Genomic DNA, 26,327 nt, shown 5'->3' with positions numbered 1-26,327 from the left:
TTTTTTTATTCTCCAAAATGCCGTACATTTGATTTTAAAGCACGTTTATGTTCAAGACGAAGAAAGACATCGTTTACATCATTTTAGCCGGTATTTTCATCACTAATGCCATAGTAGCCGAATTAATTGGCGGCAAGCTCATTCAAATCGGTCCATTCATCATGAGTATAGGCATTTTACCTTGGCCTATCGTTTTTATTACAACCGACATCATCAACGAACATTTTGGCCGTGATGGTGTAAAAAAACTTTCATTTATCACAGCAGGTTTAATTGCTTACTGTATTCTCATTCTTTTCATAGGAACTAAAATACCCGCTTTTGTAACAGGACAAACCGTAAACGACGAACAGTTTTACGCCGTATTTGGACAAGGACTCTTTATTATGATTGCCAGCATAATAGCCTTTTTAGTATCGCAATTGGTCGATGTAAGTATCTTTTGGTTTCTACGAAACAAAACAGGCAAAAAAATGATTTGGTTGCGCAGTACGGGATCAACCATAATTTCGCAATTAATTGATAGTTTTATTGTAACCGGAATAGCCTTTTGGATGACTGGAAAAATCACTACCCAACAGTATCTGAATATGTCGGCAACCGGATACACTTTTAAGCTAATTTTGGCCATAGTATTAACCCCGTTAATTTACCTTGGTCATTATTTAATTGAAAAATACTTACACGAAAACACTACAGCTGATGCCTAACAAGACCCGATGCGCTTGGTGCGAAAAAGATGATTTATACCGAAACTACCATGATACCGAATGGGGTATCCCTGTATATGACGATCAAAAAATATTTGAATTCCTTATACTGGAAACCTTCCAAGCCGGATTAAGTTGGTATACGGTTTTAGCGAAACGCGAAAATTTCCGATTGGCTTTTGACAATTTTGATTACAGAAAAGTATCCCAGTATACTGAAGATAAAATTGAAAGCTTAAAGCAAGATGCAGGCATCATTCGCAACGGCTTAAAAATAAAAGCGGCCGTTAGTAACGCTATTGCTTTTATGGAAGTCCAGCAAGAATTCGGGACGTTCTCCAACTACATTTGGGGATTTGTAGATGGCAAACCTATCGACAACCAATGCAAAACTTTAAAAGATGTTCCAGCCACTACTGAAATATCAGACAAGCATAGCAAAGACTTAAAGAAACGAGGATTCAAATTTGTAGGTTCTACTGTAGTATACGCTCACATGCAAGCCACCGGCATGGTAAACGATCATATAGAAGATTGTTGGACAAGAAACAAATAGAATGTTTAGACATCAAGGAAAAAGAAGAACATTTAGGCATAATTTACGATTGGCTTCTAATTTGTCATTAGTTGCTGGAATCGTAAATAGTGTTGGGGTTTTAGCCATCAATACCCTAACCACCAATGTGACAGGCCATTTTGCTTATTTTTCTGAAGAAATGATTCTTGGAAAATTCACCAAAGCCTTACCCTTCATACTTTATATTGTTTTTTTCTTTTTTGGTGCTTTTTTATCAAATGTTTTTATTGAAATAGCCGCTATTAATAAAAGAAAATTCATTCATACGACACCTGTTGTTATAGAAATAGGATTACTTACTGTTATAGCGTTTTCAAACCAATATGAAATTATTGAAAATGTAAATTATCTCGCTTACATCCTTTTATTTGCTATGGGATTGCAAAACGCATTGGTAACAAAAATTTCGCAATCTGTGGTTCGAACTACTCATTTAACAGGATTATTTACCGATTTGGGCATAGAAACCTCACAATATATTTTCTACCGAAATCATCCAAATCTTTCACTTTTAAAAAGAAATATTTTTTTAAAACTTTCAATTATCACCTTCTTCTTTTTAGGATGCATCTCAGGCACTTTATTGTTTACTTCATTCGGAATCAAAGCCATACTTGCAGCTGCATTGTTATTAACACTAGCACTAATTGCAGACAACCTACTTTTTTATTATAATTTGTTTTTAAGAAAAATGCGAAAACCAAATAAATCATGAATAAAGATCCACTACACGGCGTTACGCTAAAAGTCATTGTAGAAACTCTAGTAGACTACTATGGTTTTGACACTCTAGAGGAGTTGATTCCAATAAATTGTTTCAAGTCAAACCCTTCAGTAAAATCAAGTCTTACTTTTTTGAGAAAGACAGATTGGGCAAGAAAAAAAGTGGAAGAATTATACATCCAAACACTACCAAAAATAAATAAGTAACAATTATTCTTTGGGATTTACTATCATCATAAAGTCATCACGAGCAATTTCTACACATCCTAAACTTTCCAGATGCTCATTATACACTTGGCAATCTAAAAGTGCATAGTTGTTCATCTTAAGATATTCTACCAAATAAACAAAAGCAACTTTACTTGCATTAGCCATTTTAGAAAACATGCTTTCTCCACAAAAAACATGACCTAAATCGACTCCATAAAGCCCGCCAACTAACGTATCATCATACCAAACTTCAATAGATTTTGCATAGCCTTGTTCATGTAGTTTAGAATATGCCGAAATCATATCGTCGGTTATCCAGGTTCCGTTCTGCCCTTCTCTTTTTACCGATTGACAATTAGCAATAACTTCCGAAAAATTCTGATTAAAAGTCACTTTAAAACTATTGCGATTCAAAATGTTACGCATGCTTTTAGATACTTTAAAATCTTCTGGAAAAAGCACCATCCTCCATTCGGGCGCCCACCAAGTAATAGGCTCTCCATCTTCAAACCAAGGGAAAATTCCAGATTTATAAGCTAATAATAAACGTTCGATTGATAAGTCACCTCCAAAAGCAATAATTCCCGAGTCATGAGTTTCAGAAACCGGAGGAAACCAAAGCATATCGTCTAACAGATAAATATTTTTTGCCACAGATAATACTGATTTTTACAAAATAAAAAAGTCAGAAACTCAAGTGACCTCAAACTTCTGACTTTAAATCTCTAAATTATAATTTTAGAAAGGTAAATCGTCGTGTTCTTCTTCGTTGAAGTTTGTTGCTGGTTCAAAAGCTTCCGCTGCTGGCATTGGAGGCATTTGTGCAGCCGGAGCATCAGCTTGCATTTTCTCGATTCTCCAACCTTGAATTGAATTGAAATATTTTGTTTCCCCTTGCGGGTTTGTCCATTCTCTTCCACGCAAATTGATAGAAACTTTTACCGACTCCCCTACACGATAGTTATCCAATAAATCACATTTATCTTGTGTAAATTCAACTAAAATATGTTGTGGATACTGCTCATCTGTAGTTACAACCAACTCTCTTTTTTTAAAACTAGCACTAACTTGTTGTACCCCGTTTATTACTTTTACTTTTCCTGAAATTTCCATGCGTTACTTATTATTTTGCCAAAAGCACTTTCCATGCCATAGCTACTTCGTTATTATTTAAATGTTCTTTTGCTTTTAAAAGCTGCTTTTCCATGTCGTCTGAACTCAAAACCGCCTTAATGGAAAAATCTTCTTTTACAAAGATAGCAATTTCTTCTTCAGTTGGAAGCGCCTCAACGTTTCCTAACTTTCCTAAATCGTTTCCATCAAAAATCGGACTTTCTTTAACAAAATCCGGAACAGCATCTACCCCAATCCCAAGTGTAGTCAAGGGTTTTTCTACTTCAAACAAACCTTGATTAGCTCTCGAATACCAATTACCACCCATTCGAGCTACCAAATCTATCTTGTGCTGATCTATTGTGCCATTAGCATCTAAAACGGCTTCATTGATATGCAATTTCACCACTTCACATATAATAAGATTACCAGCACCACCTTCAGTTCCTAGAGCAATAATTTCGTTCACTTTACATTCAAACTGAACCGGGCTTTCACCTACTCGAAAAGGTTTAACCACATCGGAAGGAACCATTGTCAATCCAGCTTTTTCAAACTCGTTAACTCCGTCTCCGTATTCTGTACTCGACAAAGAAGCTTGCTGAACGATATCGTAAGTAACAATATTAATTACAACTTCACGTGTTGCTTCGGCATTAATTAATGTGTGTTTTATAGTATTATCGCGAACACGTCTAGCCGGAGAAAAAATAAGAATTGGCGGATTAGAACTAAACACATTAAAGAAACTAAATGGAGATAAATTTGGATTACCATTTTCATCCATTGTACTGGCAAACGCTATCGGTCTAGGACCAACCGCTCCTTGCAAATAAGCTTGTAACTTTACTGGTGTGAGTTCTTTAGGATCAACACTAATCATAGTTCTAAAATTTTGACAAAGATACTTTTTTGATAGAAAATTATACCTCAAAAAAACATTTTAAATTGTGAAAGTTTGGGCATCCCGATAAACTTAGTAACTTAGCTACATAGTAACTCAGCTTCTCAAAGCCATATATGAACTTTTCCTCGGACAGACGCAACTTAATTCGTTGGATAATTATTCTCGGTTCCTTTAATTTCTTAGTATTAATACTTTGGAACACCTATACTTTTTTCCAAACTTTCAAAAACGAAGAACGATTAAAGATGGAACTTTGGGCAGCAGCCACAAAGACATTGAATAATGCCGATGAAAACACCGATTTAGAATTGCCGCTTCAAATTCTGAGTAAAAACACCACAATTCCCATTATAAAAACATCGGACAAAGACAGCATCATCGACATGATTAATGTAGATGAAGAAATCATTAAAAGTCCGAATAAATCCATAACCTTTTTAAATCGATTACGATCGGAAAACGCGCCAATTTCGATTGATTACGATGGAAAAAAACATCTTTTATATTACGGAAACTCATCGCTGTTAACCAAATTAAAGTACTACCCTCTTGCCTTGGTATTAATTGGCTTGTTTTTTAGCGGGATGATTTTCAATTTCTACCGCGCCAGTAAAATGGCTACTCAAAATCGTTTATGGGCGGGTATGGCTAAAGAAACGGCACATCAAATAGGAACACCTTTATCTTCATTAATAGGTTGGTTAGAAATTTTAAAATCGGAAAATGTAGAAGAAAGCACTGTCATTGAAATTCAAAAAGACATTAATCGCTTACAAACCATAACCGATCGTTTCTCAAAAATTGGCTCTGAACCCGCGTTGGAAAACAGGGACTTGGTTAAAGAAACAGAACAATCTTTTGATTATTTAAAATCGAGAAGTTCCAAGCAAATTGATTTCAGTTTTAAGGCCCCTCAACATCCAATTATGATTAACTTAAATCCGGTTTTACACAGTTGGACGGTAGAAAATCTAGTTAAGAATGCTATAGATGCCATGAAAGGAAAAGGAAAACTTGCAGTTGTTATTGAAGAAAATGAACGTTTTGTAAAAATTAAAGTTAGCGACACAGGAAGCGGTATTCCAAAAGCAAAATTCAAAAGTGTTTTTGAGCCGGGATTCACTACCAAAAAAAGGGGCTGGGGTCTTGGTCTTTCTTTAACCAAACGTATTGTAGAAGAATATCATGACGGACGAATTAAAGTAGCACAATCCGAAATTGGCAAAGGCACCACCATGCAAATAACCTTTAAGAAAAAAGAAGCATAAAAAAGGCGAAATGTAATATTTCGCCTTTTTAGTCTTATAAATTTTGATTTATTGCTTTTGCTAATGCTTCAAATTCATCCGTTGAAAGTTGTGTTTTACGTTGAAAGCGCATATCGTCCATATCATGAAGCGGAATTAAATGCACATGAACATGCGGCACTTCTAAACCAACTACTGCAACCCCAATACGCTTACAAGGAACCGTTTTTTCAACAGCTTTAGCCACCTTTCTTGAAAATTGCATTAAAGCTAAATAATGCTCTTCTTCCATATCAAACAGCTTGTTAATTTCTTCTTTAGGAATACACAAGGTATGTCCTTTAGCATTTGGATTAACATCTAAAAAAGCTAAAAATCTATCATCTTCAGCCACTTTATAACACGGAATTTCGCCGTTAACAATTTTTGTAAAGATTGAAGCCATGTTTGAAATTTTAATTAATCTCTAGATATTTCTAATATTTCAAATTTTAATGTCCCGTTTGGAACACTAATTTCTGCAATTTCACCAACACTTTTACCCAACAATCCTTTACCTATAGGTGATGTTACAGAAATTTTACCGGTTTTTAAATCGGCTTCACTTTCGGCAACCAGCGTGTATTTCATTTCCATACCATTGGTTTGGTTTTTTATTTTCACTGTAGAAAGCACAAGTACTTTAGACACATCTAATTGTGATTCGTCAATCAATCGGGCATTAGCAACAATATCTTCCATTTTAGAGATTTTCATCTCTAACAATCCTTGCGCTTCTTTAGCAGCATCGTATTCAGCATTTTCAGACAAGTCTCCTTTATCACGAGCCTCAGCAATTGCTTCGGAAGCTTTGGGACGTTCTACATTTTTTAAATGATCCAGTTCGTCTTTTAATTTTTTAAGTCCTTCAGCGGTGTAATAAGATACTTTACTCATATTTTTCATTGTTTATTAAAATAGAAAAAATCCCATCGGAACGGGATTCTTTCTACAAAGATATTGTTTTTATTTTATTTCAATTTCAGGATGCAAAATTGCATAAGTCAAAGTTAATGATTTAAATTTGTTTATTCATTTCTTTTTAAAAATATTCTGATGAAAAAACTAGCAACTTTCTTACTTTTCTTGAGTTTGCTTTCTTGCCATAAAGACAGTGTTATCAACGACAACAATCCTTATTTACCCCAATACGCTGTAAACAAAACTATTAATATTAGTTTACCCTCTTACAGCAACCTACAATTTGCTGGAAACTCAGTGATAGTTAATGGTGCCGATGCCGGGATTAGGGGAATTATTGTATTTAATACCGGAACAGGATACAATGCCTTTGATGCTGCTTGTCCTAATCAACCATTAAGTGGATGCTCTACAATGACAGCGAATGGCGCTATTGCAACTTGTCCTTGCGACAGCAAAGAATACAATTTGTTTTACGGCACTTCTCAAGGAATGCAATATTCAATGCGCAGATACATTGTAGAAATAAACGGAGACAACCTAACCATTCATAATTAAAAAACCCTGACCGAAAGATTCGATCAGGATTTTTCTGGCATTACTGTAACTAAACATTAAAATTTCAAAGTGACACCGGCTAAAAAGTTAATTCCGGCTTGAGGATAATACCCAGTTCCTTCAATTGTTGTTACTTGAGTAGGACTTGTCCAGGTATCGTCGTAGGTATAAAAATAACCATTCGACTCATATTTTTTATTCAATATATTATTCACTAACCCTGAAAACACAACCGACTTAAGCCCTTTGTTTATTTTCCATTCGTAGTTTATATTCAAATCACTTACGGAATATGCTTTTAAAACTGATTTTTCAGAATCTATATTACCCATATATTGCTTTCCAACATATTTACTCAACAAAGACACCTGAAACGATGCAAAAGGCATGTAGGTTAAAGTATTACCGACAATAACATTTGGTGAATACGCAATATTGGTATTTCCTAAGTTTTGAAGCACTCCATCACGTTGAAAATAGAAGTCTTGATTTTTATTCTGACTTAAAGTTACATTAGGACGCAACACCAGTTGCTGCGTTAAGCTAATTACACTTTCAAGCTCTACTCCAACTCTGTAACTCTTACCACTATTGGTAAACACCGGAGCACCAACATCGTTTAAAGCACCTGTCATAACCAACTGGTCTTTATAGCTCATATAAAAAGCATTCGCGGTAAACCTTACTTTTTGAGAATTATATTTCCAACCTAATTCGAAATCCAACAAACGTTCTGGCTTTGTACTACCATTTTCATAATCGTCACGTCTAGGCTCTTTGTTAGCTATACCCGCATACGTATAAAATGTGTTTTTTTGGTTTAACTGAAAATTAAAACCGGCTTTAGGGTTAAAAAATCGGAAGGTATCATTAACCGGATTTGCCTGAACACCACTAGCTTGGTAAAACACCATTCGGTACTGCATATCTGCAAAAAAACTTAGTTGATTGGTTAGCTTTTGAGACAATTTTCCATAGAAATTCACATCATCTTTATTGCCGTAATTGCTGTAGTAACGGTTTGAACCCGGAATGTAATATTGCGTCCAAACTACTTCTCCAAAATGCCTTCCTAGATAACGGTTTGCAGCTCCACCAAATAACATATCGGTATTTGCCGTTTTATAATTTAAGGAATAAGTTGCTCCAAAGAAGTCGTTATCTAACCATCGTTTACGAATCAAATCTGAAACCAAATTCCCTGAATAAACAGGCAAACCATAATCGGATAGCATTTCATCTTCTTTATATTGCTTATAATATCCTTTCCCTAACGTATAATGTAATGCAACATTTGATGTCCAATTAGTACACCATTTTTGCAACCAATGCAATTGAAAATGATTTTGCCAATAATTATCCGATTCATCATCATAGAACTTCATATTCCCATCAGCATCAAAATACATTCCTGCAGGATTAAACGTTCTATCGTTGTTCAACTTGTCCGGATCTTCAATTCCATACCAAGCCTGATATGTTTTTTCTTTACCACCGAAAGCAATAAATTTGATAAGAGTCTTATCAGCTACATAATTAGCATTAAAGAAGTACCCAAACATATTTGTTGATGCACGATCAATATAACCATCGGATGCAATTTGCGAAACCCTACCATTAAATTCAAATTTATCATGAAGTCCCGTTCCAAAAGCTAATGTATGTTTTCGAGTGGCAAAACTTCCAAAAGAATTAGACACATTCGCGTATGCTTTTTCCTGATATGCTTTCGTTTGCATGTTCAAACTAGCACCGAATGCTCCAGCTCCGTTAGTTGATGTTCCAACACCACGTTGCAACTGAATACTTTCTAAAGACGAAGCAAAATCGGGTAAATCAACAAAATACGAACCATGGCTTTCACTGTCGTTAAATGGAATTCCGTTTAAAGTAACATTAATACGAGAACCGTCGGACCCACGAACACGCATATAAGTATAACCTACTCCATTTCCTGCATCGGTAGTCGTTACCACTGAAGGCAAATAATTCAATAAAACGGGAATATCTTGCCCTAAATTACGCGGAGCAATTTCCTTTTTATCGACATTGGTAAAACTGATAGGTTGTTTCGAGTTGGCTCGAAGTGTAGATACCATAACCTCATCCAGCTGATTGGTTTTTGTAGTATCTTGAGGTGTAACATCTTGAGAAAAACTCAAAGATGTTTGCAGCATGATAACAGCGGCTACAATTGTTTTGAATAAAGTTTTCATTCGTAAAAACGATTTACGAATAAAAGGGGCAATTATTCTTTTTAAATTAATTATTAAATGTATTTCATGACTTGACGGCGTGCACTCCATCAAATGTGTCACTATCCCTAAACAGCATTACCTGTTCTAGGTTCTACGGGTATGATCTCAGCTCGTTATTTTGAGCACCCCTTTGAGACGGCGCAAAGATATAACTCTTTATTTTAAAATTGCAAGCGATTGAAACTTAAAATTTTGGTTTCTTTCTACTTTCTTTAAGTTCCGAAGTATTTCGTTTGCTTTTAATTCGCTTCTCAATTACCGAACGTGGTATTTTGGTTGCTTTACGCACTTTTTCTATTTTCAACGCTTCTTCAAGCAACACTAACAATCGTTTTATAACAATTTCTTTGTTCCTCAATTGGCTTCGATCTTCATCACATTGTAAAACCAACAACTGTTCTTTTGTGAGTTTACTGGCCAACTTTTGATGTACACGAACAATTTCCTCCTCAGTAAAAGCTTTTGAATTAGACAAATCTAATGTTAAAACCACTTTTGAGGATACTTTATTTACGTTTTGTCCACCCGCTCCACTACTACGAACAGCCTTAAACTGAAGCTCTGAAATCAATGCATCTTTATTCACAATTATTCGTGTTGGTGTGCCGGTTTCAATAAATCGTTTACTGTTTTAACCGGATTAAACGTAATTAAAGGCACTTCTACAAAAACCGTTATCCAATTAGCCATTGCGCCATTCCACAAACCAGGAAGTTCATAGGCTTTAATATCTTTTCCGTTTTTGGTTTTCTCAACGATAAATCCCGCTTGATGGTCCACAAAATTAGAGAGCGTAAAGGTTTTACCCTCAAAGTTTTTAATTCCACAAACCAAATCTACCGGATTAAAATGAGTAGCTTCCGAAAACAAGCGCTGTTGTTGTTCGTTATGCAAATCGATTTGCGATGACTCAACAATCTGTAATGATATTGTTCCGTTTTCTTGATCCACCCAAAATGGTCCGCCTCCAGGTTCTCCTTCGTTTTTAACCATTCCACAAACACGCATTGGACGATTTAACAACTGAAACAACTCTTCTTTCTGATTGGCTTCGGAATATTTATTAAAATCTTTTGGTAAAACAATATGCAATTGCTCCTTTACAAAATCTATAACCTCCGCACTATCAAAGTTGTTATTTTGAATAGCTTTCAAATGTTTAAATGTTGCTTCTTGCAACTGTAGCAATAAACCGGCTAATGCTTTTTTATAAAATATAATTTCATCGAAGTGGTTATACGCTACATTATCGATATTTCGAATAAAAACCACATCACTGTTTAACTGACTTAAGTTTTCAATTAAAGCACCATGACCTCCAGGACGAAAAAAAAGATTCCCATTATCTAAACGAAACGGCTGATTATCTAATGAAACCGCCAATGTATCTGTAGCAGATTTTTGAAACGAATAGGTAACTTGTACTTCTTTTTCACTATTCGCTACAATATCCTTAAAACTAGACAAATGCTCTTCCGAAACCGTAAAATGAATTTTAGAAGTTCCAGAACGATCTAAATAAACTTGGGCTTCTTCAAGATGTTTTTCGATAGGAGATGTAATTTGAATATCATTTTTATGAAATGGCAACACTCCTTTTGGTTTATTTGCAAAATTAAAACCATCGGCCGACAGCATTCTATTTATAAAGCAATACACCTTTTCATCGGGCGATAATTCATCGTAATTAGAATAGAACAATTTTGTTTCTTCTAAAACCAAATCATAGAAAGGCAATTTTTCCATTCCAACTAAAAAAACCGACAGTTTATTTGCTTTTTGTCTGTTGATGTATGCATTAATCGATTCTTTTCCCAATTGATATTCGTTAAGAAACTCAATTAAAAATTTAAACATTCTACTGGCTGCACCAGATGCCGGCACAAATTTTTCAACGGTATATTGGGCTTGATTGGCTTCAAAAAAAGAAGCGAGTTCCTGAAATTCAGCATCAGAAAACGATAAAATCCCGTCATTTAAAGTAGCGGGCTTATCTAGCGAAATTTTATCAATTCCGTTTTGAAACATTTCGAGTTCTTGCTTCACTTTTTCAAGTGTAATTCCGTACTCTTTTATGTATTCAAAATCGGATGCTGTGAAATTATACTGTTGTATTAAATAGTCTTTTGTTGTAATATTCTCCTCCATTCCAAATATGCTGCAATAGCCAGTCCCGTAAAAATTAAATATTGTAACGATAACATTCCCAGTCCCCTGTATGCATAGATAGGTGTTACTATAAAATCACCTACAATCCACAAAGTCCAGTTTTCTATTTTTTTATTGGCCATATACCACATTCCGGTAAAGAAAATACCCGAAGCCAATATGTCGATATAGTTTTCTTTTTTGATTTCGTAGCCGAATACGGTATAGACACCGAAAACTACAAAAATTGTCAGTACAAACAATGCAATTCCTGTAATTTTTTCGTTACGATTTGTTCTAGAAATGGGCAATGTAGTACCATTGTCCTTTTTCCGAGCCCAATTCCACCAACCGTAAATACTCATTATTGAAAAATACAAGTTAATCATCATGTCACCCAAATAGCCAGCCTTCCATAGCAAATACGTGGTAATTACAGTCGCAATCAAACCTGTTGGATAAACCAGAATATTTTCTTTTCTAGCATAAATCACACTAACAATTCCCAAAACAAACGCAATAAATTCGAGAATAATTTGAGTTAACGAAGCATTTTTATACGCGTCAAAGAAAAAATCTATCATTGTTTTTGTATTACGATTTCAAACTAACCGTTGAAAAAAAAGAGTCATCATTTTCGAAAGCCGTACCAATAACAACCAAATCGGCACCAGCTGCAAAAGCGTCTTGAATTGCTTTTTCCGAACGAATTCCACCACCCACCAGTATAGGAACATTGGTATGTGTTACAACTTTTGCTATCATTTCTAACGGAACTGCCATTTGCGCACCACTTCCTGCTTCCAGATAGATAAGTTTGTTACCAATCCATTCTCCTGCCTGAGCTGTTTGCAAAACATAATCAGAATTCTCTCTGTCTAGCGGGGTTGTTTTACTTACCCTTTCTACCGCAGTTTGTGAACCACTTTCAATTAAAATATATCCGGTAGAAATAACTTCCAGATTGGTTTTTTTCAAAATAGGAACGGCATTTACCTGATGTTCTATTAAATAATCCGGATTTCTACCCGACAAAAGCGTTAAAAACAAAATGCCATCAGCTTTATTCGATATTTGTGAGGGATTACCCGGAAATAACAAAACAGGCAAGTCGGTTATTTTTTTTAAGCGAAGTATCAATTCATCTATACAATTAACCGCTACACTACTACCTCCTACAAAAATGTGAGTCGCTGGCGACAGGTTTATTTTTTCTGCAATTCGCTCTACTACGTTCAAATCAATTTTATCCGGATCCAACAAAACTGCTAAAAGCTTGTTGCCGTTTTTTTTGGCCGATAAAATTTCGTCGTAAATCATTTTGACGCAGAAAATTAATTTTGGTAAAAATAGCCCTTTTTTAAAACACGAAAAATTTAAATCGGATTTTAAACACAAAACATTACAAACACACTGATGCTCTTACAGTTATATGCAAATATTTTTTACTACAACATGACTTTTGTCATAAAATAAAAAAGCTACCCCTTCTAACTTTGTGGTATTAAATAGTAGAAATTATGACACTTTATCAAAAATCATTACACGATTTCCAAAAAGGATATATGGGATTTACAACTTTAGCAATTATTGGACAAAGTTGCTTAGGAGGCGCAGCCGCGATGTATATTTTAGAAAATGGAACTTCTCTTTTTCAAATGTTACAATTAGCTGTAGTTGTTTTAATCTGTAGCATTGTAAACGGAGCCATTTTATCACAACAAAAACCAAAGTTAGTTTTCAACCTTATTATTGCCAGTGCAGCGGTAAGTATTGCCAGCATTATTCTGAACAATTTCATTATGTAGGAATGAAAAAAGATATCGAAAACAGAAATGACCTTTCCTTATTGGTACATACTTTTTACAAAAAGATTCGTAGCAACCACGAGATTGGTCATTTCTTTACTGAAACGATAAGCGATTGGGATGCACATCTTGAAAAACTAACCGATTTCTGGGAAAACAATCTTTTTTCTGTACGTAAATATTATGGAAATCCCCTCGAGGCTCATGTGGCAGTCGATAAAAAATTCCACCATACTGTGAATCCAAATATTTTTGGTCTGTGGTTAAACTTGTGGTTTGAAACCTTAGAAGAACTGTTTCAAGGGGAAAATGTAGAGTTATTAAAACGTCGCGCTCGAAAAATGGGAACTTTTTTAATGATTTCCATTTATGAAAACCGTTCTAAAGATTAATCGGATTTCAAAGCACAAACCAGCATATAATTCTCAACCATTTCAAAAAAAGCAGTATAGTTCTCAACTGTGTTCTCAAAATGCAGTTGTGCTTTGCATTGTTTATCTGTTAGTAAAAACGCATCTTCAAAAATATGGTCCGGAAAACTGATACCCACTTTATTTTTCAGTTTAAAAACAGATTCCTTTATACCCCAAACCACCGTAGCTTTTTTCATCTGATCCTCTGGTGTTAATCCTTCTAAATGACTAACATTCATGAAACGCGGAGCAATTCGAAGTACTTTTTCTTTAATTTGTTCGATATCGATACCCACATTGATTGTGCTTAAGGCTATGGCAGAAAAATCAAACGAATGTGAAATTGAAATGTGAGTTCCATCTTTCAAATGCGGTTTTCCAAATTCGTCGTAAAACAAATCAAAATCGGTATACCCAACTTCCTGAAGCAACATTCTAACCGAAAGAAATCCTTTTTGATGGCTTTCCGATTTCATTTTTTCCATTCGAGCCATAGACACATCCTGCAGCCTAACATTTCGAAAAAGCTGATTGTAATCTTCGGTTATTTTCCAAAGAAACACCTTAGTGGAAGCATTGATATCGATAACTTTACAAAGCGGCATGAAGTATTTTGTTGTATTTCAAAAGTTTACCCATTAAACAAATCATAAAATAAGCAAAATGCTTTAGGAAAATAAAAGGAAATGCGTAATTTTGCAGTCCGAATTAATCGGATATTTTATTTTAAAACAAATATACTAAATAGATGAGTACAACAACAATTCCGTTTGTAGCCTACAAAGTAAAAGATATCAATCTTGCAGCTTGGGGAAGAAAAGAAATTGAATTAGCAGAAGCTGAAATGCCAGGATTAATGGCGCTTCGTGCTGAATATGGAGCAAGCCAACCTTTAAAAGGGGCACGTATTGCAGGATGTTTACACATGACCATTCAAACTGCGGTTTTAATCGAAACGTTAATCGCTTTGGGTGCTGAAGTTACTTGGTCATCATGTAATATTTTCTCAACTCAAGATCAAGCTGCTGCTGCTATTGCTGCTGCTGGAATCCAAGTTTATGCGTGGAAAGGTTTAAATGAAGAAGAATTTGACTGGTGTATTGAACAAACGTTATTCTTTGGTGAAGATAGAAAGCCATTGAACATGATTTTAGATGATGGCGGTGATTTAACGAACATGGTATTTGACCGTTACCCAGAATTAATTCCTGGAATTAAAGGTTTATCAGAAGAAACTACCACAGGTGTTCACCGTTTGTATGAAAGAATGAAAAACGGAACGTTATTCATGCCGGCCATCAACGTGAACGACTCGGTTACTAAATCGAAATTTGACAACAAATACGGTTGTAAAGAATCGGCGGTAGATGCAATTCGTCGTGCTACTGATGTTATGTTAGCAGGTAAAAGAGTAGTAGTTTGTGGATACGGAGACGTAGGTAAAGGTACTGCGGCTTCTTTCCGTGGTGCTGGTTCTATTGTTACAGTAACTGAAATCGATCCAATTTGTGCTTTACAAGCGGCTATGGATGGATATGAAGTGAAAAAATTAGATACTGTAATCGGAAATGCCGATATCGTAATCACTACTACTGGAAACAAAGACATCGTTGTGGGTAAACACTTCGAAGCGATGAAAGACAAAACGATTGTATGTAACATCGGGCACTTCGATAACGAAATCGATATGGCTTGGTTAAACAAAAACCACGGTGCATCGAAAATTGAAATCAAACCTCAAGTAGACAAATACAACGTGAACGGTAAAGATATCATCATCTTAGCTGAAGGACGTTTAGTAAACTTAGGTTGTGCTACAGGTCACCCATCGTTTGTAATGTCGAACTCTTTCACCAACCAAACGTTAGCACAAATCGAGTTATGGACTAACAGTGCAGCTTATAAAAATGAAGTGTATATGTTACCTAAACATTTGGATGAGAAAGTAGCTGCTTTACACTTGGCTAAATTAGGTGTTGAATTAGAAACATTGAACGCAGAACAAGCCGCTTATATCGGTGTTGAAGTTCAAGGTCCTTTCAAACCAGAATATTATAGATATTAATCAGACTTCTTAGACTGTTAGAAGTTTAGAATATTAGACAACTAGAAACCCTTACAGTGATGTGAGGGTTTTTTAATTTGTTGCATAAAATAAAATTTGAAAAAAATGCAACAAAAAGTGTTGCAAAAAAATATTTGCTATTGTTTTGCAACACAACTAAAACCTAAATTCAAAACATATTACAAACAAAAAACCCACTTCTTTCGAAATGGGTTTTTATATAATTTAAGAGTAATTCTTATGCTTCAAATGGAACTACAGAAACAAATGACTTGTTGTCACCTTTTTTCTGGAATTTCACTACTCCATCAACTTTTGCATGTAAAGTATGATCTTTACCCATGTAAACGTTTTCACCTGGATTGTGCTTAGAACCTCTTTGTCTTACGATAATGTTTCCAGCGATTGCAGCTTGACCACCATAAATCTTAACACCTAAACGTTTCGATTCTGATTCTCTACCATTCTTGGAACTACCGACACCTTTCTTGTGAGCCATGACGTACTAGTTTTTAATGTTACTAATTATTCTTCTGTAGCTTCCGCTTTTTTAGTCGCTTTTTTCTTTGGAGCTCCACCGCCAACGATTCCTTCGATAACGATTTGAGTCAAAGATTGTCTGTGACCATTTTTCTTTTTGTAACCTTTTCTTCTTTTCTTTTTGAAAACGATTACTTTATCACCTTTTAAGTGTTGTAACACTTTGGCTTCTACTGAAGCACCTTCTACAGCCGGGGCGCCTAAAGTTACATTTCCGTTATCGTCTAACAAAAGAACTTTGTCAAAAGAAACTTTCGCTCCTTCTTCAGACGCTAAACGGTGAACATAAACCTTTTGGTCTTTGCTTACTTTAAATTGTTGCCCTGCTATCTCTACGATTGCGTACATAACAATACTATTTAGTTAATTTTTAAGTGTGCAAATATACATCTATTTCTTAATCCCACAATAGCTTTTCTCAAAAAACAATACTAACATCCTAAATTCCAACCTTAAACCAAAAAAAACATCAGATATCTGTAACAAAATCCCGAAATTGCAGACTCATTTCTGAAATATTAAAATAATTAGTAACTCTTATGAAAAAATCTTTAATGGCTTTGAGTTCGCTTTTAATGCTTGGAGGAGCTGCTTCCGCGCAAAAAGTAGTATTTGAAGAATACAACCTAGACAACGGACTACACGTCATCTTACACCAAGACAAATCGGCACCTGTAGTTATTACTTCGGTAATGTACCACGTTGGCGCAAAAGACGAACAACCAAACAGAACCGGGTTTGCTCACTTCTTCGAACACCTTTTATTCGAAGGATCACCAAACATTGCTCGTGGTGAATGGTTTAAAATCGTTACAGCAAACGGAGGAAACAACAATGCCAACACTACAGACGACAGAACGTATTACTATGAAGTTTTCCCTTCAAACAATTTACAATTGGCTATCTGGATGGAATCGGAGCGTTTAATGCACCCAGTTATCAACCAAATTGGGGTTGACACGCAAAACGAGGTAGTTAAAGAAGAAAAGAGACTACGTGTTGACAACCAACCTTACGGAAATTTAATTAAAGCCGTAAAACAAAATATGTTCAAAGTACACCCGTACAAATGGACAACCATTGGTGAAATGGAACATTTAGATGCCGCTACTTTAGAGGAGTTTCAAGCATTCAACAAAAAGTTCTATATCCCTAACAATGCGGTTTTAGTTGTAGCAGGTGATTTCGATCCGGCTCAGGCTAAAAACTGGATTAAAGACTATTTTGGAGCAATCCAAAAAGGACCGGCAATTCAAAGACAAAAATTTGAAGAGGCTCCTATTAACGAAACGATTCATGCTACTTGGCAAGATCCGAACATCCAAATTCCAATGATGGTGGCTACGTACAGAACACCATCTATGAAAACTCGTGATGCACGTGTTCTAGATATGATTTCTTCATATTTATCGGATGGAAAAAGTTCGAAACTATACAAGAAAATAGTTGACGACAAGAAAATGGCGTTACAAATTGGCGCTTTCAACTACAGTCAAGAAGACTACGGTATGTATATTTTATACGGACTACCAATGGGTGACAACACTACAGAAGGCTTACTTAAAGAAGTTGACGAAGAAATTACTAAAATCCAAACCGATTTGATTTCTGAAAAAGACTTCCAAAAACTTCAAAACAAATTCGAAAACCAATACGTAAACAGCAACGCAAGCATTGAAGGTATTGCAGAAAACTTAGCTTCTTTCTATTTGTTATACGGTGATGTAAATTTAATCAACACCGAAATTGACATCTTCCGCTCTATCACTCGTGAAGAAATTAGAGACGTAGCCAAAAAATACTTAAATCCAAACCAACGTTTGATTTTAGATTATGTTCCTGCAAAAGACAAAGCACAAAACTAAGTTGACTAGTACTATGAAAAAATATTTATATATCGCAGCAGGTTTATTTTTAACAATGACAATGCAAGCACAAGACAGAAAACAACCTAAACCAGGACCTTCACCTGTCGTTAATATCGGCAAACCAAGCACTTTTACTTTAAAAAATGGCTTGAAAGTTTTGGTTGTGGAAAATCACAAATTACCTCGCGTTTCTTTTAACCTAACTATCGATAATGCCCCATACGCAGAAGGCGATAAAAAAGGCGTTGCTGATTTAACGGGAGAATTAATCGGAAAAGGAACCAAAAACATTTCAAAAGACGCTTTCAACGAAGAAGTTGATTTCTTAGGTGCTAATATCGGATTTAACGCTAGCGGTGCTTTTGCAAGCGGTTTATCGAAATACACCGGTAGAATCTTGGAATTAATGGCCGATGGTGCTTTAAATCCAGTTTTCACTCAAGAAGAATTAGACAAAGAAAAAGCTAAATTATTAGAAGGCTTAAAATCGCAAGAAAAAAGCGTTAATGCTGTAGCTGGTCGCGTTGAAGACGTATTGGCTTTTGGTAAAAACCACCCTTCTGGCGAATATTTAAGTGAAGCTACAATAAACAATGTAACGTTAAACGATATTACCGTAAACTACAACACGTATTTCGTACCAGGAAACGCTTACTTAGTTATTGTAGGTGATGTAAAACTGAAAGACGTTCAAAAATTAGTTGAAAAACAATTTGGTTCATGGAAAAAAGCAATTGCTCCTGCCTTAACGTATTCAGACCCTAAAAACGTTCAATACACACAAATTAACTTTGTAGATATGCCAAACGCCGTTCAATCGGAGATTGCTTTGGTAAACACTGAAAACCTAAAAATGACCGACAAAGAATATTTTGCAGGTCTTTTGGCAAACCAAATCCTAGGTGGTGGTGGCGAAGGTCGTTTGTTCATGAATTTACGTGAAAAACACGGCTGGACGTATGGCGCATATTCTTCTTTAGGTTCAGGAAAATACGTTTCAAAATTCCGTTCTGGCGCTTCAGTTCGTAATGCTGTTACAGACAGTGCTGTGGTTGAATTCTTGAACGAATTGAAAAAAATCAGAACTGAATTGGTATCGGATGAAGATTTAAAAATCGCTAAAGCTAAATACGTTGGTAATTTTGTAATGCAAATTCAAAAACCAGCTACTATTGCACGTTATGCTTTAAATACTGAAACGCAAAAATTACCAGCTGATTTTTACGAAAATTACTTAAAAAACATCAATGCCGTTACTGCAGAAGATATTAAAGCAGCAGCAAACAAATTTTTCTTAGCAGATAACACTCGAATCATTATCGTTGGAAAAGCTTCTGAAGTTTTACCTAACTTAGAGAAAATGAGTGCTAAAGAAAAATTACCAATCTCTTATTTTGATAAATTTGGTAATCCAACAGAAAAACCTAAAGTTAGCATTCCAATTCCTGCCGGAGTTACTGCTAAAACGGTTTTCGACAATTACATTAAAGCTATTGGTGGAGAAAAAGCAGTAAAAGCGGTTAAATCTGTTGTAACTGTTTCTTCTGGAACTATTCAAGGAACTCCTGTAGAATTGACTACTAAAGTTTCAGACAAAAAGTTATTTTCAGAAATGAAAGCAATGGGGATGTCAATGATGAAACAAGTAGTGGGGGATAAAACAGGATACCGTATTGTACAAGGACAACGTAAAGATTTAACAGCTGAAGAATTAAAAGAGCAAAAAGATGGCGCAATGCCTTTCGAAGAGCTAGCTTTAGCAACTAATCCTGCTGCTAAATTAGAAAGCATCGAAAACATGAACGGAAACGATGTTTATGTGGTTAAAGAAGGTAAAACAACGTATTATTACGATGTAAAAACCGGTTTAAAAACTGCAGAAGCTAAAGAAATGGAAAGAGGCGGACAAAAAATGACGCAAACTACATACTATAGCAACTATAAAGATGTAAAAGGAATTAAATTCCCATTTGAAACTGACATGAATGTTGGTATTGAAATCAAATTATTAACTACTGAAGTTAAAATTAACGAAGGCATAACTGCTGAAGATTTCAAATAAGAATTCGAGTTTACTATACCAATAAAGGCTGTCTTTACCGACAGCCTTTTTTTATTTTTTAGCCGATAAATACACGCCGAACAAAATAATTACAGCTCCAAAAAACTGAACTATCGACAGGATTTCCCCATCTAACAATCCCCAAAAAACCGCCACTATTGGGAACATGTAAGCGGATGATGAAGCAAAAACAGGCGATGTAATTTGAATAAGTTTAAAAAACAATATATTGGCAATTCCGGTTCCTACAATCCCCAAAACACCAACAAACAATAAGGAGTGCTGTACTTTTTCAACATGAACAACATTAAAAAAGCCGGTAAATATCAATATCAGAAGCGCCGGTATAGCCAATACTAAAAAATTACCGACTGTAATGCTTAAGGGCTTTATATCGGACAAATATTTTTTAATAAAATTCACATTAGCGGCATAACAAAAAGTCGCGACCACAACAAACAAGGCATACCAATAATTCTGATTGGGATTGTGCGATGCGCCATTTAATATTAAAACCAAACTACCCACTAACCCAATCAAAACACCTAAAATTTGATTTCGCTGAAACGTTAATCCAAAAAACAAAATCCCAAGCAACAGCGTATTTAATGGTGTTAAAGAATTTAAAATAGCACTAATTGAACTATCAATTTCACTTTGCGCAATGGCAAACAAAAACGCCGGAAAAAAAGTACCGGTAAATGCTGTTAAAGCAATAAACTTCCATTTGTGAAGCGGAATTTCGGCAATACTCTTAAAGAAAAACAACAACAAAAAAGTCGCGGCAAACAACATACGCAACGAACCCACTTGAAACGGTGTTAACCCCACCAAACTGCGCTTAATTAAAATAAACGAACTTCCCCAAATGAGCGCTAATACCGCTAACAATACCCATTTCAAATATTTTGAATCCATAGTTGTAGATTTGAAATGTCAAAATTCTGTTATTTAAGCGACATTCCGATATATTTTTCAATAATTTTGCAAAGACAAAATCGCAATGCATAATCTTAAAAATAAATACTCTATGAAATTTACAAGATCTTTACTTATCATAGCTTTTGCTACATTATCACTAACAAGCTGCAAAAAAGAAACTACAGCAACTACACCAGAAACTGCTGAAGTAGCGGCACCTAAAAAAGAAATTGCTGCCGAAAACCTTGAAAAAGCCACATTTCAAATTGAAGGAATGACTTGTGCTATGGGATGTGCCGCAACGATAGAGAAAAAATTAGCTGAAACCGATGGTGTTCAAGAAGCCAAAGTAGATTTCGATTCTAAAACCGCTACAGTAAGTTTCGACAAAACTGCCAACAACCAAGAATCGTTAACCAAATTGGTTGAAGGTGTGGCCGATGGCAAAACATACAAAGTAACCAATTTCAAATCGAACATTTGAATTGAAGCTAAAGCCACCAATTGTTGGCCTAGAATAAAAAAGGAACTCAAATGAGTTCCTTTTTTACTATCTCTTATTTCCACCTAACGGTTTCCATAATTTTTCGCATATCGTTTTTAATGTACGCAGCTGCGGGAAGTATAGAATCGTAATTCGGTTTTGCATAAAAATACACCGATCCTACTAAAAAATGTTTGGTGCTATCCGTCACATAAAATTGCGCATTGGTAGCAGCGTTACCTCCTACTTGATAAAACATTCCGTATACTTTATTCGGACCGTTAATAAAAGGTTGCTCTGCAATGTCATCTGCCTTAACCACATGTTCATAGGTAAGTTTTTGTGCGTCGCGTAACAGTTGCTCTATATTGCCATTAACCGTTTTATAGTTTACATAGATTGTGGCTTTCATGGTTGGATATTCGATTTCCAAAGAACAATCCTGCTTCATTTTAACTTTAGCACCTTCGTTTACATCAAACGAAAAAGCACAATTATCTGAAGTGTTAGAATACATTTTATACGATGCATTAGGGTAATCCAAACGCAATTGGCTCTTTGGTTTCGGAACCGTTTCGTCTTTACAACTCGTAAATAATCCAAAAAATGTTGCTATACAAAGAAAAAATACAACTCTACTTTTAATCATAACTATTCATTCACACAATTTTAGGTGTAAAGATACAATGTGTAACGTTATTTTTCGAAGATTATTTGCTAACCTTCAAAAATTAAACCTTCAAAAAACGGTTTTATTAAAATGGTAAATCTTCTTCACCGGAACTGGCAGGCGGCACTTCGAAAGAGGAAGATTTTGAAGCATCATTTCCTGGGGTAAACCCGCCTTGTCGTGGTTCAAATTCTTTTTTGGTTGTTAAAAAGGTAAATTCGGTAACTTGAATTTCGGTAGTATATTTTGTTGTCCCATCTTCGGTTTGCCACTGACGCGACTTAATTCTGCCTTCAACATAAATTTTATCTCCTTTTGAAAGATACTTTTCACATATTTCTGCGGCTTTATTTCGTACAACCAGATTATGCCATTCTGTCGAGGCAATTTTCTCACCTGTCGTTTTATTGATATACACTTCGTTTGTTGCCAAAGGAAAACGCCCTATGCAGTTGCCTCCTTCAAAATAATGCATTTTAACATCGTCGCCTAAGTGTCCAATTAAAATAACCTTGTTCAATGTACCGTTCATGGCTTGTAAATTTTAGTTAGTTTCAAATATAATGATTTTAGTTTCATTCGCCCCAATGCTTCATAAGAAAATTATGAATAACTATTGGAAACGGCAACCGAAGCACTTCTTCTATTGGCAGTGCTTCAGAAACCACATTTGGCGAGGTGATTTCCCAAAACCGAATATTCAAATGTTGATGGGATAACTTATGCAAAATAACTTCTTCATGCAAAAGCTTAACATCTGTTACATCAAACGAAAAACCATATTCTCGAACCGCTTCTTGAATTTGCATAAAATCCAAATTAGCTTCAGACTCCACCAAAGGGAATTCGTATAAATTATGCCAAATTCCTTTTGCCGTTCTTTTTCGAATGAGTGTATTACCCATTTTATCGTTCAAAATAAGATAATCAAAAAAACGCGATGAAACTTTTGTTTTCTTGGATTTAACAGGCAAAACAGCCACTTTGTTGTTTTGCAAAGCCCAACAACTTCCATTAAAAATACAAGAAGTACAATCCGGACTTTTAGGAACGCATTGCAACGCTCCAAATTCCATTATCGCCTGATTAAAATCTGAGGCTTTCCCGTTTGGAAGTACCGAAGCAGCCAATTCAAAAAACTCTTTCTTGGCAACCGAAGCAGTAATATCCGTTTGAATTCCAAAATAACGAGACAAAACCCGATACACGTTACCATCAACTACCGGAACGTTTTCTCCAAAAGCAATGGAGGCAATTGCCGCAGCCGTATAATCACCAACCCCTTTTAATTCTTTTAACCCTTTATACGTATTAGGGAAATTGCCCTGACATTCATAAGCAATATATTTAGCTGTGGTGTGAAGATTTCTGGCTCTGGAATAATACCCTAATCCTTGCCATAGTTTTAAAACCGTTTCTTCTTGAGCATCTGCCAAATCTCGAACCGTTGGAAAAGCCTCTACAAAAGCAGTATAATAGGGCAAACCTTGAGCAACTCGCGTTTGCTGCAACATGATTTCGGACAACCAAATATGGTAGGGACTAGTGGTTTTTCGCCATGGCAAATCCCGTTTATTTTGTAAATACCATTGTATTAACGAGTTAGAAAAAATCATGTTAAAAAAATTGGAAAACAAAAATAAAACTTTATGTGACTAAATTTTAATCGATTAGCTTGAAAATTTGTTTTTTTAATTCCTATATTTGCACACTCAAAAAAATACACACATTAATAACAAATAAGAAAGAAAATGACGAAAGCAGACATCGTAGCGAAGATTTCAGAGAAATTGGGACTTGAAAAAGGAGACGTACAAGCAACAGTTGAGTCTTTTATGGAAGAAGTAAAAAGCTCATTAGAAACTGGTGACAATGTATATTTAAGAGGTTTTGGAAGCTTTATCATCAAAACTAGAGCTGAAAAAACAGGAAGAAACATCTCTAAAAACACTACAATTAAAATTCCTGCTCACAACATTCCAGCTTTCAAACCGGCTAAGATTTTTGTTGACGGCGTAAAAACAAACACAGAAGTAAAATAACCAAATTATTAATCACAAACACTTAGAATTATGCCAAGTGGTAAAAAAAGAAAAAGACATAAGGTAGCAACTCACAAACGTAAAAAGAGAGCGAGAGCTAACCGCCACAAAAAGAAAAAGTAGTCTAATGCTACTTTTTTCTTTTTAAAAAAACAATTAAGTTCATTGAAAATGGAAAATCAGTTTCCAGTCTCAGTCTCAGTTAGCAGTTTATCTGAAAACTGAAAACCGAGGCTGTCTACTGAACTTCCTTCGGGTTTATACCTGTAAAAATTGTTTAATCCATCTGTACAAGTAGAATTCAGAATTTAGAATTCAGAATTTAGAATTTTTCTAACTTCAAATTTCTAACTTCTAACTTTATAAGTATGGATAAAAATATACTGCATGAACAAAGAGTTAATTATCAGAACTAGTTCAGACGCCGTAGATTTTGCCTTATTAAAAGATGGAAAACTAATTGAATTACACAAAGAAGAAGGCGGCGATGAAAAAGCCGGGTTTTCGGTAGGTGATATTTTTATTGCCAAAATCCGCAAGCCAGTACCGGGACTTAACGCTGCGTTTGTAAACGTAGGTTTCGAGAAAGATGCATTTTTGCACTATCACGATTTAGGTCCAAATCTTTCTTCGATGATAAAATTCATTAAACTTGTAAGCGCAGGTAAAATAAAAGATTTCACTCTCAAAAATTTTCCTTTTGAATCGGAAATTGATAAAGACGGAGCCATTTCCGATGTGCTTAGTGCTAATCAATCGATTCTGGTTCAGGTAGTAAAAGAACCCATTTCCACCAAAGGTCCGCGCATTAGTTCGGAATTATCTTTGGCAGGACGTTACGTGGTTTTAGTTCCTTTTTCAGACAGGGTTTCGGTTTCGCAAAAAATCGAATCTAAAGAAGAAAAAGATCGCTTAAAACGACTGGTTCAATCTATCAAACCTAAAGGATTTGGTGTTATTGTTCGCACAGTAGCAGAAGGCAAAAAAGTGGCCGAACTGGACAAAGACTTGCAAAACTTGCTCGACAAATGGTCGGCAATGTGCAAACGAATTCCAACTGCTCATCACCCCTCGAAAATTTTAGGAGAAGTTAACAAAGCTTCCTCTATTTTACGAGATGTTTTCAATGATACCTTTACGGGCATTCATGTGGATGATGAGGATTTGTATTACCAAACCAAGGACTATTTGCAAGAAATAGCTCCTTCTAAAGTCTCTATCGTCAAACATTATCAGTCGAAAGAACTTCCTCTATTTGAGAAATATCATATTGAACGACAAATCAAAACATCTTTTGGGAAAACGGTTTCTATGAGCAAGGGTGCCTATTTAATTATAGAACACACCGAAGCTCTTCACGTTATCGACGTAAACAGCGGTAACCGATCGAACAAAGCCACCAACCAAGAAGATACTGCTTTAGAAGTCAATTTGATAGCCGCAGCAGAAATCGCACGTCAATTGCGACTTCGCGATATGGGAGGAATAATTGTTGTCGATTTTATCGATATGCAAAATCCGGAAAACCGTAAAACATTATACGATTTTCTAAAAGAGGAAATGAGTGACGACAAGGCGAAACATAAAATCTTGCCTCCTAGCAAATTTGGATTGATTCAAATTACTAGACAAAGAGTCAGACCGGAAGTAAATATCAAAACACGAGAAGAAGACCCAAATGAAAATGGGGAAATTGAAGCACCAATTCTTATTGTTGATAAAATAGCGGCTGATCTTGAAAGAATTATTAAAGACCATAAAAAGATTGTATTAAACACGCACCCTTTTGTGGCAGCATACCTTACCAAAGGTTTTCCATCCTTACGTTCAAAATGGTTTTTTGAGCATAAGAAATGGGTGAAAATCATACCTCGTGACGCTTACACGTATTTGGAATATCATTTCTTCAATCAAGAAGGTAATGAAGTTAAATAACGATTGAAGTAATTCAATTTAAAAACAAAAACCGCTATCCTTAATTGAATAGCGGTTTTTTTTATGTTTTTTTTTGCAGCTTATTCCTGCTATCACTTTATCTTTTTT

31 protein-coding genes are annotated in these 26,327 nt (G+C 35.3%); 14 read left to right on the top strand and 17 right to left on the bottom strand.

Translation table 11 applies throughout. The annotated features are described in order from the left end of the window. The first annotated feature begins 47 nt into the window (after positions 1–47). The 4 genes from ACZ1JT_RS07350 to ACZ1JT_RS07335 are packed head-to-tail and all read left to right on the top strand — an operon-like array spanning position 48 to position 2,217. Entirely contained in the window at positions 48–710 is a 663-nt protein-coding gene (locus tag ACZ1JT_RS07350) for a queuosine precursor transporter (RefSeq protein WP_465093192.1), read from the top strand. Next, a complete protein-coding gene (locus ACZ1JT_RS07345; RefSeq protein WP_465093191.1) occupies positions 703–1,266 on the top strand; it encodes a DNA-3-methyladenine glycosylase I in 564 nt (187 codons plus the stop codon). The genes ACZ1JT_RS07350 and ACZ1JT_RS07345 overlap by 8 nt, the downstream gene beginning before the upstream one ends. Position 1,267: 1 nt before the next feature. Then, complete coding sequence (locus ACZ1JT_RS07340; RefSeq protein ID WP_465093190.1) at positions 1,268–2,002, top strand: YoaK family protein; 735 nt, start codon at positions 1,268–1,270, stop codon at positions 2,000–2,002. Then, positions 1,999–2,217, top strand: a complete 219-nt coding sequence (locus ACZ1JT_RS07335) for a VF530 family protein (protein WP_465093189.1) — start codon at positions 1,999–2,001, stop codon at positions 2,215–2,217. The genes ACZ1JT_RS07340 and ACZ1JT_RS07335 overlap by 4 nt, the downstream gene beginning before the upstream one ends. A gap of 3 nt (positions 2,218–2,220) precedes the next feature. On the opposite strand, the gene aat is transcribed toward ACZ1JT_RS07335, so the two are convergent. From aat to ACZ1JT_RS07320, 3 genes are all read right to left on the bottom strand, one after another. Continuing rightward, entirely contained in the window at positions 2,221–2,844 is a 624-nt protein-coding gene (aat, locus tag ACZ1JT_RS07330) for a leucyl/phenylalanyl-tRNA--protein transferase (RefSeq protein WP_465095281.1), read from the bottom strand. Between the two features lie 114 nt (positions 2,845–2,958). Beyond that, the gene (locus ACZ1JT_RS07325) at positions 2,959–3,333 is read right to left on the bottom strand and encodes a DUF3127 domain-containing protein (RefSeq protein ID WP_465093188.1); all 375 of its coding nucleotides are present in this window, start codon (positions 3,331–3,333) and stop codon (positions 2,959–2,961) included. Positions 3,334–3,343: 10 nt separating this feature from the next. Next, on the bottom strand, positions 3,344–4,216 hold the full coding sequence (locus tag ACZ1JT_RS07320) for a flavin reductase family protein (RefSeq protein ID WP_465093187.1): 873 nt from the start codon (positions 4,214–4,216) through the stop codon (positions 3,344–3,346). A 137-nt stretch (positions 4,217–4,353) separates the two neighbouring features. On the opposite strand from ACZ1JT_RS07320, the gene ACZ1JT_RS07315 reads away from it, so the two are divergent. Next, positions 4,354–5,508: a sensor histidine kinase gene (locus tag ACZ1JT_RS07315; RefSeq protein ID WP_465093186.1), complete on the top strand. Its 1,155-nt coding sequence runs from the start codon at positions 4,354–4,356 to the stop codon at positions 5,506–5,508. Positions 5,509–5,542: 34 nt separating this feature from the next. On the opposite strand, the gene ACZ1JT_RS07310 is transcribed toward ACZ1JT_RS07315, so the two are convergent. Further along, the gene (locus ACZ1JT_RS07310) at positions 5,543–5,932 is read right to left on the bottom strand and encodes an HIT family protein (RefSeq protein ID WP_465093185.1); all 390 of its coding nucleotides are present in this window, start codon (positions 5,930–5,932) and stop codon (positions 5,543–5,545) included. A gap of 14 nt (positions 5,933–5,946) precedes the next feature. After that, positions 5,947–6,423, bottom strand: a complete 477-nt coding sequence (greA, locus tag ACZ1JT_RS07305; protein WP_465093184.1) for a transcription elongation factor GreA — start codon at positions 6,421–6,423, stop codon at positions 5,947–5,949. Between the two features lie 159 nt (positions 6,424–6,582). Here greA and ACZ1JT_RS07300 point away from each other — a divergent pair, with 159 nt between their 5' ends. Next, positions 6,583–7,005: a Rieske (2Fe-2S) protein gene (locus tag ACZ1JT_RS07300; protein ID WP_465093183.1), complete on the top strand. Its 423-nt coding sequence runs from the start codon at positions 6,583–6,585 to the stop codon at positions 7,003–7,005. A 56-nt stretch (positions 7,006–7,061) separates the two neighbouring features. On the opposite strand, the gene ACZ1JT_RS07295 is transcribed toward ACZ1JT_RS07300, so the two are convergent. The 5 genes from ACZ1JT_RS07295 to ACZ1JT_RS07275 all read right to left on the bottom strand — a co-directional run bounded on the left by ACZ1JT_RS07295 (position 7,062) and on the right by ACZ1JT_RS07275 (position 12,731). Then, positions 7,062–9,221 (bottom strand): TonB-dependent receptor, encoded by a 2,160-nt coding sequence (locus ACZ1JT_RS07295; protein WP_465093182.1) that lies wholly within the window; start codon positions 9,219–9,221, stop codon positions 7,062–7,064. Positions 9,222–9,447: 226 nt separating this feature from the next. Further along, positions 9,448–9,849 carry an alternative ribosome rescue aminoacyl-tRNA hydrolase ArfB gene (gene arfB, locus ACZ1JT_RS07290; protein WP_465093181.1) on the bottom strand — a complete coding sequence of 134 codons (402 nt, stop codon included), beginning with the start codon at positions 9,847–9,849 and terminating at the stop codon, positions 9,448–9,450. Between the two features lie 2 nt (positions 9,850–9,851). Beyond that, positions 9,852–11,411 (bottom strand): DUF4301 family protein, encoded by a 1,560-nt coding sequence (locus ACZ1JT_RS07285; protein ID WP_465093180.1) that lies wholly within the window; start codon positions 11,409–11,411, stop codon positions 9,852–9,854. Further along, positions 11,378–11,995, bottom strand: a complete 618-nt coding sequence (gene pnuC, locus ACZ1JT_RS07280) for a nicotinamide riboside transporter PnuC (RefSeq protein WP_465093179.1) — start codon at positions 11,993–11,995, stop codon at positions 11,378–11,380. Before pnuC ends, ACZ1JT_RS07285 begins: the two co-directional genes overlap by 34 nt. A 10-nt stretch (positions 11,996–12,005) precedes the next feature. Continuing rightward, positions 12,006–12,731: a phosphoglycerol geranylgeranyltransferase gene (locus ACZ1JT_RS07275; protein WP_465093178.1), complete on the bottom strand. Its 726-nt coding sequence runs from the start codon at positions 12,729–12,731 to the stop codon at positions 12,006–12,008. Positions 12,732–12,931: 200 nt separating this feature from the next. Here ACZ1JT_RS07275 and ACZ1JT_RS07270 point away from each other — a divergent pair, with 200 nt between their 5' ends. Together ACZ1JT_RS07270 and ACZ1JT_RS07265 are read left to right on the top strand one after the other, a co-directional pair. Then, a complete protein-coding gene (locus tag ACZ1JT_RS07270; RefSeq protein WP_465093177.1) occupies positions 12,932–13,219 on the top strand; it encodes a hypothetical protein in 288 nt (95 codons plus the stop codon). Between the two features lie 2 nt (positions 13,220–13,221). Further along, positions 13,222–13,611, top strand: a complete 390-nt coding sequence (locus ACZ1JT_RS07265; RefSeq protein ID WP_465093176.1) for a group III truncated hemoglobin — start codon at positions 13,222–13,224, stop codon at positions 13,609–13,611. Here the strand turns inward: ACZ1JT_RS07265 and ACZ1JT_RS07260 are convergent. Then, positions 13,608–14,237: a 4'-phosphopantetheinyl transferase family protein gene (locus tag ACZ1JT_RS07260; protein WP_465093175.1), complete on the bottom strand. Its 630-nt coding sequence runs from the start codon at positions 14,235–14,237 to the stop codon at positions 13,608–13,610. The two genes, ACZ1JT_RS07265 and ACZ1JT_RS07260, sit on opposite strands and share 4 nt — an antisense overlap. Before the next feature lie 143 nt (positions 14,238–14,380). Here ACZ1JT_RS07260 and ahcY point away from each other — a divergent pair, with 143 nt between their 5' ends. Continuing rightward, positions 14,381–15,697: an adenosylhomocysteinase gene (gene ahcY, locus ACZ1JT_RS07255; protein ID WP_465093174.1), complete on the top strand. Its 1,317-nt coding sequence runs from the start codon at positions 14,381–14,383 to the stop codon at positions 15,695–15,697. Between the two features lie 238 nt (positions 15,698–15,935). On the opposite strand, the gene rpmA is transcribed toward ahcY, so the two are convergent. Next, positions 15,936–16,196 (bottom strand): 50S ribosomal protein L27, encoded by a 261-nt coding sequence (rpmA, locus tag ACZ1JT_RS07250; protein ID WP_023573269.1) that lies wholly within the window; start codon positions 16,194–16,196, stop codon positions 15,936–15,938. A gap of 26 nt (positions 16,197–16,222) precedes the next feature. Further along, a complete protein-coding gene (gene rplU / locus ACZ1JT_RS07245; RefSeq protein ID WP_465093173.1) occupies positions 16,223–16,585 on the bottom strand; it encodes a 50S ribosomal protein L21 in 363 nt (120 codons plus the stop codon). Positions 16,586–16,776: 191 nt separating this feature from the next. Here rplU and ACZ1JT_RS07240 point away from each other — a divergent pair, with 191 nt between their 5' ends. Next, entirely contained in the window at positions 16,777–18,102 is a 1,326-nt protein-coding gene (locus ACZ1JT_RS07240; RefSeq protein WP_465093172.1) for a M16 family metallopeptidase, read from the top strand. Between the two features lie 13 nt (positions 18,103–18,115). Continuing rightward, complete coding sequence (locus ACZ1JT_RS07235) at positions 18,116–20,167, top strand: M16 family metallopeptidase (protein WP_465093171.1); 2,052 nt, start codon at positions 18,116–18,118, stop codon at positions 20,165–20,167. A gap of 51 nt (positions 20,168–20,218) precedes the next feature. Here ACZ1JT_RS07235 and ACZ1JT_RS07230 read toward each other — a convergent pair whose 3' ends face one another. Further along, positions 20,219–21,085 carry a DMT family transporter gene (locus tag ACZ1JT_RS07230; protein ID WP_465093170.1) on the bottom strand — a complete coding sequence of 289 codons (867 nt, stop codon included), beginning with the start codon at positions 21,083–21,085 and terminating at the stop codon, positions 20,219–20,221. Between the two features lie 112 nt (positions 21,086–21,197). On the opposite strand from ACZ1JT_RS07230, the gene ACZ1JT_RS07225 reads away from it, so the two are divergent. Next, complete coding sequence (locus ACZ1JT_RS07225; protein ID WP_465093169.1) at positions 21,198–21,572, top strand: heavy-metal-associated domain-containing protein; 375 nt, start codon at positions 21,198–21,200, stop codon at positions 21,570–21,572. Positions 21,573–21,645: 73 nt separating this feature from the next. Here ACZ1JT_RS07225 and gldD read toward each other — a convergent pair whose 3' ends face one another. The 3 genes from gldD to mutY all read right to left on the bottom strand — a co-directional run bounded on the left by gldD (position 21,646) and on the right by mutY (position 23,858). After that, positions 21,646–22,221: a gliding motility lipoprotein GldD gene (gldD, locus tag ACZ1JT_RS07220; protein ID WP_465093168.1), complete on the bottom strand. Its 576-nt coding sequence runs from the start codon at positions 22,219–22,221 to the stop codon at positions 21,646–21,648. Between the two features lie 106 nt (positions 22,222–22,327). Continuing rightward, positions 22,328–22,774 (bottom strand): single-stranded DNA-binding protein, encoded by a 447-nt coding sequence (locus tag ACZ1JT_RS07215; protein ID WP_465093167.1) that lies wholly within the window; start codon positions 22,772–22,774, stop codon positions 22,328–22,330. Positions 22,775–22,817: 43 nt separating this feature from the next. Next, the gene (mutY, locus tag ACZ1JT_RS07210) at positions 22,818–23,858 is read right to left on the bottom strand and encodes an A/G-specific adenine glycosylase (protein WP_465093166.1); all 1,041 of its coding nucleotides are present in this window, start codon (positions 23,856–23,858) and stop codon (positions 22,818–22,820) included. 135 nt (positions 23,859–23,993) lie between these two features. On the opposite strand from mutY, the gene ACZ1JT_RS07205 reads away from it, so the two are divergent. Both ACZ1JT_RS07205 and ACZ1JT_RS07200 read left to right on the top strand, forming a co-directional pair. After that, complete coding sequence (locus ACZ1JT_RS07205; protein WP_465093165.1) at positions 23,994–24,284, top strand: HU family DNA-binding protein; 291 nt, start codon at positions 23,994–23,996, stop codon at positions 24,282–24,284. A gap of 387 nt (positions 24,285–24,671) precedes the next feature. Then, positions 24,672–26,219 (top strand): Rne/Rng family ribonuclease, encoded by a 1,548-nt coding sequence (locus tag ACZ1JT_RS07200; protein WP_465093164.1) that lies wholly within the window; start codon positions 24,672–24,674, stop codon positions 26,217–26,219. The last annotated feature ends 108 nt before the right edge of the window (positions 26,220–26,327 follow it).

The organism is Flavobacterium sp. IC2-16 (assembly GCF_055521455.1).
The sequence above is the reverse complement of the archived record's forward strand: the minus strand, read 5'-3'. Positions and strand labels throughout refer to the sequence as shown.

Coding starts and splice junctions, on each gene's coding strand:
- rplU (WP_465093173.1), bottom strand. CDS start 16,585: ATGTACGCAATCGTAGAGATAGCAGGGCAACAATTTAAAGTAAGCAAA.
- ACZ1JT_RS07265 (WP_465093176.1), top strand. CDS start 13,222: ATGAAAAAAGATATCGAAAACAGAAATGACCTTTCCTTATTGGTACAT.
- ACZ1JT_RS07200 (WP_465093164.1), top strand. CDS start 24,672: ATGAACAAAGAGTTAATTATCAGAACTAGTTCAGACGCCGTAGATTTT.
- ACZ1JT_RS07345 (WP_465093191.1), top strand. CDS start 703: ATGCCTAACAAGACCCGATGCGCTTGGTGCGAAAAAGATGATTTATAC.
- ACZ1JT_RS07215 (WP_465093167.1), bottom strand. CDS start 22,774: ATGAACGGTACATTGAACAAGGTTATTTTAATTGGACACTTAGGCGAC.
- aat (WP_465095281.1), bottom strand. CDS start 2,844: ATGCTTTGGTTTCCTCCGGTTTCTGAAACTCATGACTCGGGAATTATT.
- ACZ1JT_RS07300 (WP_465093183.1), top strand. CDS start 6,583: ATGAAAAAACTAGCAACTTTCTTACTTTTCTTGAGTTTGCTTTCTTGC.
- ACZ1JT_RS07260 (WP_465093175.1), bottom strand. CDS start 14,237: ATGCCGCTTTGTAAAGTTATCGATATCAATGCTTCCACTAAGGTGTTT.
- ACZ1JT_RS07325 (WP_465093188.1), bottom strand. CDS start 3,333: ATGGAAATTTCAGGAAAAGTAAAAGTAATAAACGGGGTACAACAAGTT.
- ACZ1JT_RS07315 (WP_465093186.1), top strand. CDS start 4,354: ATGAACTTTTCCTCGGACAGACGCAACTTAATTCGTTGGATAATTATT.
- gldD (WP_465093168.1), bottom strand. CDS start 22,221: ATGATTAAAAGTAGAGTTGTATTTTTTCTTTGTATAGCAACATTTTTT.
- mutY (WP_465093166.1), bottom strand. CDS start 23,858: ATGATTTTTTCTAACTCGTTAATACAATGGTATTTACAAAATAAACGG.
- ACZ1JT_RS07310 (WP_465093185.1), bottom strand. CDS start 5,932: ATGGCTTCAATCTTTACAAAAATTGTTAACGGCGAAATTCCGTGTTAT.
- ACZ1JT_RS07275 (WP_465093178.1), bottom strand. CDS start 12,731: ATGATTTACGACGAAATTTTATCGGCCAAAAAAAACGGCAACAAGCTT.
- ACZ1JT_RS07270 (WP_465093177.1), top strand. CDS start 12,932: ATGACACTTTATCAAAAATCATTACACGATTTCCAAAAAGGATATATG.
- ACZ1JT_RS07240 (WP_465093172.1), top strand. CDS start 16,777: ATGAAAAAATCTTTAATGGCTTTGAGTTCGCTTTTAATGCTTGGAGGA.
- ACZ1JT_RS07335 (WP_465093189.1), top strand. CDS start 1,999: ATGAATAAAGATCCACTACACGGCGTTACGCTAAAAGTCATTGTAGAA.
- ACZ1JT_RS07320 (WP_465093187.1), bottom strand. CDS start 4,216: ATGATTAGTGTTGATCCTAAAGAACTCACACCAGTAAAGTTACAAGCT.
- ACZ1JT_RS07225 (WP_465093169.1), top strand. CDS start 21,198: ATGAAATTTACAAGATCTTTACTTATCATAGCTTTTGCTACATTATCA.
- ACZ1JT_RS07230 (WP_465093170.1), bottom strand. CDS start 21,085: ATGGATTCAAAATATTTGAAATGGGTATTGTTAGCGGTATTAGCGCTC.
- ACZ1JT_RS07340 (WP_465093190.1), top strand. CDS start 1,268: ATGTTTAGACATCAAGGAAAAAGAAGAACATTTAGGCATAATTTACGA.
- ahcY (WP_465093174.1), top strand. CDS start 14,381: ATGAGTACAACAACAATTCCGTTTGTAGCCTACAAAGTAAAAGATATC.
- ACZ1JT_RS07205 (WP_465093165.1), top strand. CDS start 23,994: ATGACGAAAGCAGACATCGTAGCGAAGATTTCAGAGAAATTGGGACTT.
- ACZ1JT_RS07285 (WP_465093180.1), bottom strand. CDS start 11,411: ATGGAGGAGAATATTACAACAAAAGACTATTTAATACAACAGTATAAT.
- pnuC (WP_465093179.1), bottom strand. CDS start 11,995: ATGATAGATTTTTTCTTTGACGCGTATAAAAATGCTTCGTTAACTCAA.
- ACZ1JT_RS07350 (WP_465093192.1), top strand. CDS start 48: ATGTTCAAGACGAAGAAAGACATCGTTTACATCATTTTAGCCGGTATT.
- greA (WP_465093184.1), bottom strand. CDS start 6,423: ATGAGTAAAGTATCTTATTACACCGCTGAAGGACTTAAAAAATTAAAA.
- ACZ1JT_RS07295 (WP_465093182.1), bottom strand. CDS start 9,221: ATGAAAACTTTATTCAAAACAATTGTAGCCGCTGTTATCATGCTGCAA.
- rpmA (WP_023573269.1), bottom strand. CDS start 16,196: ATGGCTCACAAGAAAGGTGTCGGTAGTTCCAAGAATGGTAGAGAATCA.
- ACZ1JT_RS07235 (WP_465093171.1), top strand. CDS start 18,116: ATGAAAAAATATTTATATATCGCAGCAGGTTTATTTTTAACAATGACA.